We start from the raw sequence: 10,901 nt of genomic DNA, 5'->3' as shown, positions 1-10,901 counted from the left end.
GCCGCATCCCCTGTCTCATGCGGTGTTCAGATCTGGATGTGCCTCTCGTCCACGCCGTCGTAGGCCGACAGCGGACGGATGAGCGCGTTGGCGCTCGCCTGCTCGATCACGTGCGCGGTCCATCCCGTGACGCGAGCCGCGACGAACAGCGGCGTGAACGTCAGAGTGTCGAAGCCGATGAGGTTGTAGGCCGGCCCCGAGGGGTAGTCCAGGTTGGGATAGATCCCCTTGCGGGACACGAACTCCTGTTCGAGCGTCTCGTACAGCTCCGCGACATCCGCGCGGCCGTAGTGCTCGACGAGCGTGTCGAGGGCCGTCTTCATGGTCGGCACCCGCGAGTCGCCGCTCTTGTAGACCCGGTGGCCGAACCCCATGATCTTGCGCTTCTCCGCGAGCGCGCGATCCAGCCAGGACGCGACGTTGGAGGCATCGCCGATCTCGTCGAAGATGTGCAGCACCGCTTCGTTGGCTCCGCCGTGCAGCGGGCCCTTGAGAGCGCCGATCGCGCCGACGACGGCCGAGTACAGGTCGCTCAGCGTCGACGTGATGACCCGGGCGGTGAACGTGGACGCGTTGAAGGAGTGCTCCGCGTACAGGATCATCGAGCGGTTGAACGCGTCGACCACCACAGGATCCGGCACCTCGCCGAAGGTCATCCAGAGGAAGTTCGCCGAGTAGTCGAGGTCGTCGCGCGGCGCGACGATGTCCTGTCCGCGTCGGCGGCGCTGGCCGTAGGCCACGATCGCGGGGAGCGCGGCGAAGAGGCGGATGCTGCGCTCGAGGTTCTGCTCCGGGCTCCCGCCCGCGTTCAGCACCGACCCGCCCGCGTCCGGGTCCGAGGCCCCGATCACGCTCACCGCCGTGCGGACCTCGTCCATGGGATGCGCCTCGAGCGGGATCAGATCGATCGCGGCCCTGACGTTGTCCTCCAGCGCGCGGTGCTTCCGCTCCGCGGAGCGGAAGGCCGCCAGCTGACCGGCATCCGGAAGCTCGCCGTGCCAGAGCAGGTAGGCGACCGCCTCGAAGGGCTGGGTCGCGGCGAGCTCCTGAACCGGGTATCCGCGGTACAGCAGACTGTTCGTCTCGGGGTTGACCTTGCTGATCGCCGTCGTGTCGACGACCACTCCGGCCAGGCCCTTGCGGATCTCGGTGTCTGCCATGTCCTGCTCCTTTGCGCGGAAATTGTGTTTCGACTCGCTCCGCTCGCTCACCGAGCGGGCGGAGCGATGGTGAAGTTGAAGACGCCGGAGTCGAAGTGGTTGTACGACTCGTAGTCGATCAGATCGTAGAGATCTGCGCGGTGCTGCATCTCCCCCAGCTTCGAGGTGAGATGCCCTTCCTCGTTCAGCGTATCGAGTGCGCGGTCCGCGGCGCCCATCGCGATGCGCAGCAGCGAGACCGGCCAGATGACGATGTTCACTCCGGCGTCCCGGAGCTGATCGGTCGAGAACAGCTCGGACTTGCCGAACTCGGTCATGTTGGCGAGGATCGGCACGCCCAGGGCCTTCGCCATCGCCTCGAACTCGCCGAGGTCGCGCATCGCCTCGGGGAACACCGCGTCGGCGCCGGCGTCCACCAGCGCCTTGGCGCGGTCGATCGCGGCATCCAGACCCTCCACGGCGCGGATGTCGGTGCGCGCCATGATGAGGAAGTTCTCGTCGCGGCGTGCGTCTGCCGCCGCCCGGATGCGCTTGATCGCCGTGCTCTCGTCGACGACGCTCTTGCCGTCGAGGTGCCCGCAGCGCTTCGGGTTCACCTGGTCCTCGATGTGCGTGCCGGCGAGTCCGGCATCCTCGAGCGTCTGGATCGTGCGCGCCACGTTCATCGGCTCGCCGAAGCCGGTGTCGGCGTCCACGATCGCGGGAAGGTCGGTCATGCGCGCGATCTGCTGCGCGCGCGAGGCGACCTCCGTGAGCGTGGTCAGTCCGATGTCGGGCAGCCCGAGGTCCGCCGACAGGACGGCGCCCGAGATGTAAACGCCGTCGAAGCCCTTCCGCTCGATGAGCCGGGCGCTGAGCGGGTTGAACGCGCCGGGGAAGCGCAGCAGCTCACCGCTCGCGAGGCGCTCGCGGAGCAGTCGCCGCTTCTCGGCCGGGGTGGTGGTGGAGTACAGCATCAGAACAGACCCCGCGTGGTCGGCTCGGCGGACAGGATGCCGGGGCGCGCGATGATCGACAGCTCGCCGACCTCGGCCGCCGTCAGCTCGGGCAGGCGCTGCACGAGCGCGAGGAAGCGCTCGATCTCGGCCTCATCGAGCACGGGCTCGGCGAGCAGCCGGAACTTGGCGATGTAGTGCTCGCGCGCGAACGGCCGAGCACCGAGCGGATGGGCGTCGGCCACCGCGATCTCGTCGACCAGCGTGGTCCCGTCCGTCAGCGTGATCTCGACCCGCCCGCCGAACGCCTTCTCGGCGGGGTCGATCGAGTGGTAGCGACGCGTCCACTCGGCGTCCTCGGCGGTGGTGATCCGGTGCCAGAGCGCGACCGTGTCCGCCCGCGCGGCGCGCTCGGGCAGGTAGGAGTCGACGTGGTGCCACGTGCCGTCCTGCAGCGCGACCGCGAAGATGTACGGGATCGAGTGGTCCAGCGTCTCGCGCGAGGCCTGCGGGTCGTACTTCTGCGGGTCGTTCGCCCCCGAGCCGATCACGTGATGCGTGTGGTGGCTCGTGTGCAGCACGATGCTCGCCACGTTCGCCGGATCGATGAGCTCGGGGTGCTCGCGGTGGAGCTTGCGGGCCAGGTCGATCCACGCCTGCGCCTGATACTCGGCGGAGTGCTCCTTCGTGTACGTGTCGAGGATGGCGCGCTTGGCCTCGCCGGTCGCCGGGAGCGGCACCTCGTAGGACGCGTCCTTGCCGTCCAGCATCCAGGCGATGACGCCGTCCTCGCCCTCGTAGATCGGCGCGGGCGAGGTCTGGCCGCGCATCGCGCGGTCCACGGCCTCGACCGCCATCTTCCCGGCGAAGGCGGGGGCGTGCGCCTTCCACGTGGAGATCTCGCCCTTGCGGCTCTGCCGCGTGGCGGTGGTGGTGTGCAGCGCCTGGCCGACCGCCTGATGGATGGTCTCGACGTCGAGGCCCAGCAGCGTGCCGATCCCGGCCGCGGCCGAGGGTCCGAGGTGCGCGACGTGGTCGATCTTGTGCTTGTGCAACGAGATCGCGCGGACCAGGTCGACCTGGATCTCGTAGCCCGTGGCGATTCCCCGCACGAGCGCCTGTCCGTCGCAGCCCGCGTGCTGGGCGACGGCGAGGATCGGCGGGATGTTGTCTCCGGGGTGGGAGTACTCGGCGGCCAGGAACGTGTCGTGATAGTCGAGCTCGCGCACGGCGACGCCGTTCGCCCAGGCCGCCCATTCCGGGCTGGTGCGCCGCTCGAGCGCGGCTCCGAACACGGTCGCTCCCTCGCCGCCCGTGGAGACAGGGTGGCTGAACGCCTGATCGCGCGCGGCGACGATCGGTGCACGGGTGAGGGATGCCGCAGCGACCGCCGCGTTGTCGATGATGCGGTTGATGATCATGTCGACGACCTCGGGCTCGACGTCGACGGGGTCGGCGGCGACCTCGGCGATCCGCCAGGCGAGCTGCTGCTCGCGCGGGAGCTCCTCCTCGGAGCGGTAGACGCGGACGTGGTGGGTGACGGTCATGGCTGTCCTTCGCTGTGGGTCGAGAGGGAATCGAGGATGCTGGAGAGGGCGTTGCGCAGATGCACATGCGTCGCGTGCGCAGCCAGCTCACCGTCGCGGTCGGCCAGCGCCTCGGCGATCAGGCGATGCTCGGCGACGGACGCGGCCAGGCGCTCGGGCTTGTCGCGCGCCATGCGGCGCACGCGCCCGAGATGCGTGCGCACGGTCCGCAGCGCGGAGGACATGTAGTCGTTGGCGACGGCCCGATCGATCGCGCCGTCCAGGCGGGAGATCAGGGCGTAGTAGTCGTCCGTCCCGCGGGCCGCCGCGAGATCGATCGTGGCGAACTCGGCCGCCAGTGCGGCGAACACCTCGACCTCGCCGCGGTGGGCCGCGAGCCGGGCGGCGGCCTCCTCGAGCGCGCGCCGGATCTCGAACAGGGAGCGGATGTCGTCGGCATCCAGGTCCGACACGACCGTCACGCGCGGAGACTGCTGGACGACGAGCCCGTCGGCGGCCAGCAGCTGCAGCGCCTCGCGCAGGGGAGTCCGGCTCACCCCCAGACGCTCGGACTGCTCCACCTCGGCGAGCACCGCCCCGGGAGCGAGCGCACCGGACTGGATGTCCTCCAGAAGCGCCGCATAGGCGCGTTCGCTCGCCCGCATGCCTCTACTGTATACACAGAATGGCGCCATGGCGTCAATCGCGCCATTCAATCCGTGGCAACGTATACAGAATCAGCCGCTGACGACTCCTTCGAACAGCCCGATGCGATTGCCGTCCGGATCGACGATGACCGCGACCGCGCTCGTCTCGGTGATCGGCTGCTTCGCGATCTCGACCGATCCGCCGGCCTTCACAGCCGCCGCGATCACGTCGTCGATCGAGTCGACCTCGACGTACGAGCGCGGCTGTGTGAAGCCGTCCTCCCGCTGGGCCAGCCCGCCTCCCGAGATGCCGTTCGGCGCCCGCCACATGGGGTACCCCTCGAAGCCGGGCATCTCCGCCAGACTCCAGCCGAACAGCTCGGAGTAGAACTCGGTGGCGCGCGCCACGTCGCTCACCGGGATGTCGATATGAGTGATGTCTCCGTGTGCCATCGCCCACCTTCTCTCTGTTCGTCTCTGCGCACGTCCTCCCCGGCGCGGCCAGTCTCCTCTCCCGGCTCCTCGCGGACAAGGGGATGTGTTGTCCGAACCTGTAATAACAGGTACACTGCTTGTCATTACAGGCTTGTCCTCGTTCACGACGAGCCTCCGGATCGCCCGAGGAGCACCGATGCCCCAGTTCCACACCCCGCCGATCTCGCCGCTGGCGATCGCCTTCGACGCCGAGAACCTCACGCTCTCGCCCGAGGGGCCGACCCTCACTCGGCGCATGTCCGACCTCGAAGGGCTGTTCCGCGATCGCGACGCGTGGGCCGCGGCATCCGCCGGCGAGAACCCGGTCGTCTACACCGTGACCAGTTCCCCCGTGCCCGAGGTCGACCGGGAGCTGCCGCAGTCGATCACGACGATCATGCCGGGAGACACCTCCGGTGAGCTGTGGATGACCAAGGGGCACCAGCATCCGAACCACCAGGGCGAGATCTACCTCGCGCTGACCGGGACGGGGGGCCTCCTCATGTTCGACGGCGAGCGCACCGAATGGCTCGACATGCTCCCCGGGACGATCGGCTACATCCCGCCCGGATGGGCGCACCGCTCGGTGAACACGGGAGACCAGCCCTACGCGTTCCTCGCCGTGTATCCCGGCGGCGCCGGGCACGACTACGGCTGGGTCCTCGAGCACGGCATGGGCGCCCGCGCCTACCGCTCCGAGAACGGCGCCGAACTCCGCCCGTATTCGGCCTAGGCTCGCCCCGTGATCATCGCGCACGATCTCGGCACGACCGGGAACAAGGCCTCGCTGCACCACGACGACGGACGTCTCGTCTCGTCGGTGACGGTCGGCTACCCCGCGCGGTTCGCCGCGGGCGGGGTCGCGGAGCAGGACCCGCAGGACTGGTGGGATGCCGTGGTGACCGCCACACGGGAGCTGATCGAGCGCACCGGAACGCGCCCCCTCGACGTGACCGGTCTCGTCGTGAGCGGCCAGATGATGGGCGCCGTCCTCCTCGATGCCCAAGGCGAGCCCGTACGCCCGGCCATCATCTGGGCGGACACCCGCTCCGGAGCGCAGCAGCGCGAGCTCGAGCGGGCGCTGGGCGCCGAACACGCCTACCGGGTGCTCGGCCACCGACTCAATCCCACCTACTCGGTCGAGAAGGTCATGTGGGTGCGCGACGAGGAACCCGACGTCTGGGCGCGGGTGCGCCGCTTCTGCGTCGCGAAGGACTACGTCGTGTTGCGTCTGACCGGACGGCTGGCCACGGACCGCTCCGACGCGAGCGGCACGAACGCCTACGACCAGGCCGCCGCAGACTGGTCCGACGAGGTGCTGCGGGCGGCTCGCCTCGACCGCGACCTGTTCCCCGAGATCCTCGACTCCACGGCGATCGCCGGCACGCTGACGGATGCCGCGGCATCCGCCCTGGGCCTTCCCGCCGCGGTGCGCGTGGTGATGGGCGGCGGCGACGGGCCCATGGCGGCCGTCGGGTCGGGCATCGTCGCCCCGGAGGACGGCGCCTACGTGTGCCTGGGCACGTCGTCGTGGATCTCGTTCGCGAGTGCGGAGCCCCTGCACGATCCGGGCCTTCGCACCTTCACCTTCGACAACGTCGTCCCCGGCGGGTTCGTGCCGACCGCGACGATGCAGGCCGGCGGCGCGTCTCTGCAGTGGATCGCCGAGGCCCTCTCCCCCGATCCCGCGCACCCCGACACGGCACGGCTCGCCGTCGACGCCGGAGGCGACCTCGACACCGAGGACCTCTACTTCCTGCCGTACCTGCTCGGCGAGCGCACGCCGCACTGGGATCCCGCCGCCCGTGGCGCCTTCGTCGGCATCGGCAGGCACCACACCAGGGCGCATCTGGTGCGGGCCGTCCTCGAGGGCGTGGCGTTCAACCTCCTCACCGGCATCCAGGCGTTCCGGCAGGCCGGCGCCGCCATCGACCGCATCGACGCCGTGGGTGGCGGGGCGCAGAGCGACGCCTGGCTGCAGATCCTCGCCGACGTCTGGGGCGTGCCCGTCCGGCGTCGCACGATCGTCGAGGAGGCGAACAGCCTCGGCGCCGCCGTCACGGGAGCCGTGGGACTCGGCCTCGCCGACTTCTCGGCGGCACGGGCCCTCAGCGAGGTCACGGCCGAGTTCGTTCCGCACACCGACCGGCACACCGCCTACCTCCAGCGGCACTCGCGGTTCGCCGACGCCTACACGGCGCTCGCGGGCTGGTTCGCCGCGGCACCCGGCGGAGGCCGATGATGGGCACCATCCTCGTCACCAGCCGCTCGTTCTCCGACGGCGACCTCGACCTCGAGCGCCGGGCGCACACCGCCGGGCACCGCGTCATGCGCGGCCCGGCGCACCATGACCTCGACGAGCTCCGGGCTCTGCTGCACGGCGCGGACGCGTGGATCGCCGGAACGGGACCGGTCACGGCCGCTCATCTCGCCGCCGCCCCGAAGCTGAGGATCGTCGCCCGCTACGGCGTCGGCACCGAGGCGGTCGACCTGGACGCCGCCGCCGAGGCCGGCGTGATCGTCACGAACACCCCGGGAGCGAACGCGGATGCCGTGGCCGACCACGCCGTAGGCCTGATGCTCAGCGCACTCCGCTTCGTCGCCGACGGCGATCGCCGGGTGCGCGGCGGCGACTGGGCCGTGCGCCGCGGCCGCGAGCTCGGAGCCGCCGTCGCCGGCATCGTGGGGTTCGGGCGAATCGGTCAGGGCGTCGCACGCCGGCTCGGCGGCTTCGGCTGCCGCATCCTCGCCGCAGACCCCTTCCTGCCCTCCGAGGTCATCGCTGACGCCGGGGCCGAGCCCATGCCGCTCGACGACCTGTTCACGACGGCCGACGTCGTGACGCTGCACGCGCCCGGGGGACAGCAACTGGTCGACGCCGCCCGCCTGGCGGGAATGCGGCACGGTTCCGTGCTGGTGAACACCGCACGTCCCGAACTCGTCGACGAGGGCGCCGTGGCCGCGGCCCTGCGCGACGGTCGCCTGTCGGGCTACGCCGCCGACACGCTCGCCGGAGACACCGCCGCCTCCTCGAGCCCGCTGCTGGCCGCGGACCTGGCGCCGGTCGTGACCATCACGCCGCACCTGGGCGCCCAGACCACGCAGGCCGTCGACAACATGGGATCGATGTCCCTCGACGACGTCCTGGCCGCGCTGCGCGGCGAGACCCCGCGCTTCCTCGTCCGAAAGGGGACGCCATGACCGACTCCGACCACATGGGCTTCGTCGGGGTGAGCACCGCATCCTCCTCGATCATGACGGTGTTCCCGCTGTGGGCCGACATCCTGGGGCTGCCCACGCGCACGCTCGTCGGACACGACCTGCCGCTCGACGCGAGCCCGGCGCAGTACCGCGCCCTCGTGGAGCAGATCCGCGACGACCCCCATCACCGCGGAGCGCTCGTGACCACCCACAAGATGAACGTGTACGCCGCGGCATCCGATCTCTTCGACGAGCTCGACCCGTTCGCCGTCTCGTGCTCGGAGATCTCGAGCATCGCCAAGCGCGGGACACGACTGTCCGGCCGCGCCAAGGACCCGATCACGGTCGACCTCGCCCTGAACGACTTCCTTCCCGCCGACCACTTCACCCGCACCGGCGCCGAGGTCGTCATCCTGGGCGCCGGCGGCTCGGGCACGGCGCTGAGCTGGGCGCTGGCCGAGCGGGCGGACGCCCCCTCGCAGGTCACCGTCACCGCCCGCGACGACGACAAGCTCGAGCATCTGCGCGAGGTGCACCGCCAGCACGGCACGCCCGAGGAGCTCATCCGCACCGTGCGCACCGACACCCCGCAGGATGCGGCGGCACTCGTCGCCGCCGCCGCACCCGGATCCCTGATCGTGAACGCGACGGGACTGGGCAAGGACCGCCCGGGATCTCCCCTGCCGGACGATGTCGTGTTCCCCGAGGGCGCGTACGTCTGGGAGTTCAACTACCGCGGCTCGCTGGAGTTCCTGCACCAGGCGCAGGCGATCGCCGAGGAGCGCGGCCTGCACGTCGTGGACGGCTGGCGCTACTTCATCCACGGCTGGTCGCAGGTCGTGGCCGACGTGTTCGAGCTCACGCTGACGCCCGAGATCGTCGAGCGTCTCGCGGGGGCCGCGGAGGTCGCACGACGATGATCCGCACCGTCCTCGGCGACGTCGATCCGGCCGTCCTGGGGACGGTGGACTATCACGAGCACCTGTTCCAGGTCTCGCCGCTGCTTCCCGGGGACGAGCTCGACGACGAGTCGGCCTCAGGCGCGGAGGCGCGGATGCTGCGGCGCAGCGGCTTCCGCACGATGATCGACGCCACGCCGTTCGGTCTCGGTCGCGATCCGTCCGCGCTGGCGCGGATCAGCTCGGCGACCGGGCTCGGCATCGTCGCGACGGCGGGGCGCCACCGCGAGGCGCACTATGCGGCGGGGCATCCGACGCGCGATGCGACGGTGTCGGAGCTGGCGACCTCGTTCACCGCCGAGATCGTCGACGGCCAGCCGCATTCGGACGCCGAGCCGACCGGCCCGCGCGCTCTCGGCCCGGACGGCGAGCCCGTGCGCGCCGGGATCCTCAAGGGCGGGATCGACTACTGGCGGATCAGCCCCTTCGAGCGGATCACCCTGGACGCCCTGGCTGCCGCGCATGCGACGACCGGCGCGGCGATCATGGTGCATCTGGAGTTCTGCACCGCAGCGCACGAGGTGCTCGACGTGCTGGGCTCGCAGGGGGTGTCGGCGGATCGGATCGTGCTCGCGCATGCCGATCGCGACCCGGATGCCGGGCTGCACGCCTCGCTCGCAGAGCGCGGCGCCTACCTGGGCTACGACGGCTTCGCGCGCCCCCGCACGCGCTCGGATGCCGAGCTGCTGTCGCTGACCGCTGCCGTCGTCGATGCCGGCGGAGGGGAGCGGATCCTGCTCGGGGGAGACGTCGCCCGTCGCACGCGCTACATCGCCTACGGCGGGATGCCGGGGCTCGCCTATCTCGGCGAGCGCTACCTGCCGCGTCTGCGGGTCGTCGTCGGCGACGAGGCCGTGGACCGGATGCTCGTGACGAACCCGGCACGGCTGCTCGATCTCGCCTGAGCCGTCCCGTTCGCCGCCCCGGGCATGCGGAAGGGGCCCCGCGCAGTGCGAGGCCCCTTCCGGCTCGGATCACTCGTAGAGGACTGCGGCGATCTCCGGGTCGTCGATGTTCTCGGCGTCGTACCAGTACGAGCCGGTGTCGTAGAACTCGTCGATCTCCTCGCCCTTGGCCGCGGCGACCGCCGACTCGACCGTGCGCGCCCCGATGCCGATCGGGTCCTGGGTGATGGCGCCCGCCATCGTGCCGTCCTTGATCGCCTGGATCTGGGCGGCGCCGGAGTCGAATCCGATGATCGTGAGCTTGCCCTTTTCGAGGTTCAGCTCGTTCACGGCGTTGACGACGCCGATCGCGGATCCCTCGTTGGTGCCGTAGATGCCCTTGAGGTCCGGGTGAGCGGCGATCATGGCCTTCGCGATGTCGGCCGACTTCAGGTGGTCGCCGTCACCGTACTGGATGTCGACGATCTCGATGTCGGGGTAATCCGCCTCGATCTTCTCCACGAACCCGTCGCGGCGCTCCACACCCGTGGAGTTGATCTGGGAGTGGCCGACGATCGCGACCTCTCCCTCGCCGCCGATGAGCTCGGCCATGTGCTCGGCCGCCAGAGCGCCCGCGACCTTGCTGTCGGTCGCGGCCAGGCTCAGGCCCACCTCGCTGTCGCACGGGGCGTCGAAGTACACGACCGGGATCTCCTTGGCCGCCGCCTGATCCAGCGGCGCGATGCACGCCTCGGGGTCGAGCGCGGCGTAGCCGATGGCATCCGGGTTCTTGTCGATCGCGGCCGTCAGCATCTCGAGCTGCTGGGCGATCTCGGTCTCGGCCGCGGGCCCCTCGAACGTCACCTCGACGCCGAGCTCCTCGGCCTTCTCCTCCGCGCCCTTCTTGACGGCCTGCCAGAACTGGTGCTGGAAGCCCTTCGAGACGAGCGCGACGTACAGTTCGCCGTCACCGCTGCCGGTGTCGGCCCCGCCGCCCTCCTCGATGACGTCGCCGCCACCGGCGCAGCCCGCGACGACGAGGGCGGAGGCGGCGACGAGCGCCGCGAACGCGGTCTTCTTACCGAATCGCATGGAAACTCCTTTGTTTGTTGTGG

General features: G+C 70.6%; 11 protein-coding genes. 5 read left to right on the top strand and 6 right to left on the bottom strand.

The genetic code is table 11. From position 1 onward, the window contains the following. Positions 1 to 26: 26 nt before the first annotated feature. The 5 genes from AC3RXZ_RS12930 to AC3RXZ_RS12910 all read right to left on the bottom strand — a co-directional run bounded on the left by AC3RXZ_RS12930 (position 27) and on the right by AC3RXZ_RS12910 (position 4,721). Positions 27 to 1,160 (bottom strand): bifunctional 2-methylcitrate synthase/citrate synthase, encoded by a 1,134-nt coding sequence (locus tag AC3RXZ_RS12930; RefSeq protein WP_491494279.1) that lies wholly within the window; start codon positions 1,158 to 1,160, stop codon positions 27 to 29. 47 nt (positions 1,161 to 1,207) lie between these two features. Next, complete coding sequence (gene prpB, locus AC3RXZ_RS12925) at positions 1,208 to 2,116, bottom strand: methylisocitrate lyase (RefSeq protein ID WP_491494278.1); 909 nt, start codon at positions 2,114 to 2,116, stop codon at positions 1,208 to 1,210. After that, the gene (locus AC3RXZ_RS12920; RefSeq protein ID WP_243229490.1) at positions 2,116 to 3,642 is read right to left on the bottom strand and encodes an MmgE/PrpD family protein; all 1,527 of its coding nucleotides are present in this window, start codon (positions 3,640 to 3,642) and stop codon (positions 2,116 to 2,118) included. The genes prpB and AC3RXZ_RS12920 overlap by 1 nt, the downstream gene beginning before the upstream one ends. Further along, positions 3,639 to 4,286 carry a GntR family transcriptional regulator gene (locus AC3RXZ_RS12915; RefSeq protein ID WP_243229489.1) on the bottom strand — a complete coding sequence of 216 codons (648 nt, stop codon included), beginning with the start codon at positions 4,284 to 4,286 and terminating at the stop codon, positions 3,639 to 3,641. Before AC3RXZ_RS12915 ends, AC3RXZ_RS12920 begins: the two co-directional genes overlap by 4 nt. A gap of 72 nt (positions 4,287 to 4,358) precedes the next feature. Then, entirely contained in the window at positions 4,359 to 4,721 is a 363-nt protein-coding gene (locus tag AC3RXZ_RS12910) for a VOC family protein (protein WP_243229488.1), read from the bottom strand. Between the two features lie 178 nt (positions 4,722 to 4,899). Between AC3RXZ_RS12910 and AC3RXZ_RS12905 the strand changes: the two genes are divergently transcribed. Genes AC3RXZ_RS12905 through AC3RXZ_RS12885 form a run of 5 tightly spaced genes read left to right on the top strand, consistent with a single transcriptional unit; the run spans position 4,900 to position 9,807 of the window. Next, the gene (locus AC3RXZ_RS12905; RefSeq protein ID WP_243229487.1) at positions 4,900 to 5,475 is read left to right on the top strand and encodes a glucose-6-phosphate isomerase family protein; all 576 of its coding nucleotides are present in this window, start codon (positions 4,900 to 4,902) and stop codon (positions 5,473 to 5,475) included. Between the two features lie 9 nt (positions 5,476 to 5,484). Continuing rightward, complete coding sequence (gene xylB, locus AC3RXZ_RS12900) at positions 5,485 to 6,984, top strand: xylulokinase (protein ID WP_243229486.1); 1,500 nt, start codon at positions 5,485 to 5,487, stop codon at positions 6,982 to 6,984. Continuing rightward, positions 6,981 to 7,943, top strand: coding sequence for an NAD(P)-dependent oxidoreductase (locus tag AC3RXZ_RS12895; RefSeq protein ID WP_243229485.1), 963 nt, complete (start codon positions 6,981 to 6,983; stop codon positions 7,941 to 7,943). Before xylB ends, AC3RXZ_RS12895 begins: the two co-directional genes overlap by 4 nt. Further along, positions 7,940 to 8,863: a shikimate dehydrogenase family protein gene (locus tag AC3RXZ_RS12890; RefSeq protein WP_243229484.1), complete on the top strand. Its 924-nt coding sequence runs from the start codon at positions 7,940 to 7,942 to the stop codon at positions 8,861 to 8,863. The genes AC3RXZ_RS12895 and AC3RXZ_RS12890 overlap by 4 nt, the downstream gene beginning before the upstream one ends. Then, complete coding sequence (locus AC3RXZ_RS12885; RefSeq protein ID WP_243229483.1) at positions 8,860 to 9,807, top strand: phosphotriesterase family protein; 948 nt, start codon at positions 8,860 to 8,862, stop codon at positions 9,805 to 9,807. The genes AC3RXZ_RS12890 and AC3RXZ_RS12885 overlap by 4 nt, the downstream gene beginning before the upstream one ends. A gap of 69 nt (positions 9,808 to 9,876) precedes the next feature. Here the strand turns inward: AC3RXZ_RS12885 and AC3RXZ_RS12880 are convergent, their stop codons facing one another. After that, positions 9,877 to 10,878, bottom strand: coding sequence for an ABC transporter substrate-binding protein (locus AC3RXZ_RS12880; RefSeq protein WP_243229482.1), 1,002 nt, complete (start codon positions 10,876 to 10,878; stop codon positions 9,877 to 9,879). Between the last annotated feature and the right edge of the window lie 23 nt (positions 10,879 to 10,901).

It is taken from the genome of Microbacterium cucumeris, assembly GCF_058349845.2.
The sequence above is the reverse complement of the archived record's forward strand: the minus strand, read 5'-3'. Positions and strand labels throughout refer to the sequence as shown.

Excerpts from the sequence above, each read along its gene's own strand:
- AC3RXZ_RS12930 (WP_491494279.1), bottom strand. The coding sequence starts at position 1,160 with ATGGCAGACACCGAGATCCGCAAGGGCCTGGCCGGAGTGGTCGTCGAC.
- prpB (WP_491494278.1), bottom strand. The coding sequence starts at position 2,116 with ATGCTGTACTCCACCACCACCCCGGCCGAGAAGCGGCGACTGCTCCGC.
- AC3RXZ_RS12920 (WP_243229490.1), bottom strand. The coding sequence starts at position 3,642 with ATGACCGTCACCCACCACGTCCGCGTCTACCGCTCCGAGGAGGAGCTC.
- AC3RXZ_RS12915 (WP_243229489.1), bottom strand. The coding sequence starts at position 4,286 with ATGCGGGCGAGCGAACGCGCCTATGCGGCGCTTCTGGAGGACATCCAG.
- AC3RXZ_RS12910 (WP_243229488.1), bottom strand. The coding sequence starts at position 4,721 with ATGGCACACGGAGACATCACTCATATCGACATCCCGGTGAGCGACGTG.
- AC3RXZ_RS12905 (WP_243229487.1), top strand. The coding sequence starts at position 4,900 with ATGCCCCAGTTCCACACCCCGCCGATCTCGCCGCTGGCGATCGCCTTC.
- AC3RXZ_RS12895 (WP_243229485.1), top strand. The coding sequence starts at position 6,981 with ATGATGGGCACCATCCTCGTCACCAGCCGCTCGTTCTCCGACGGCGAC.
- AC3RXZ_RS12890 (WP_243229484.1), top strand. The coding sequence starts at position 7,940 with ATGACCGACTCCGACCACATGGGCTTCGTCGGGGTGAGCACCGCATCC.
- AC3RXZ_RS12885 (WP_243229483.1), top strand. The coding sequence starts at position 8,860 with ATGATCCGCACCGTCCTCGGCGACGTCGATCCGGCCGTCCTGGGGACG.
- AC3RXZ_RS12880 (WP_243229482.1), bottom strand. The coding sequence starts at position 10,878 with ATGCGATTCGGTAAGAAGACCGCGTTCGCGGCGCTCGTCGCCGCCTCC.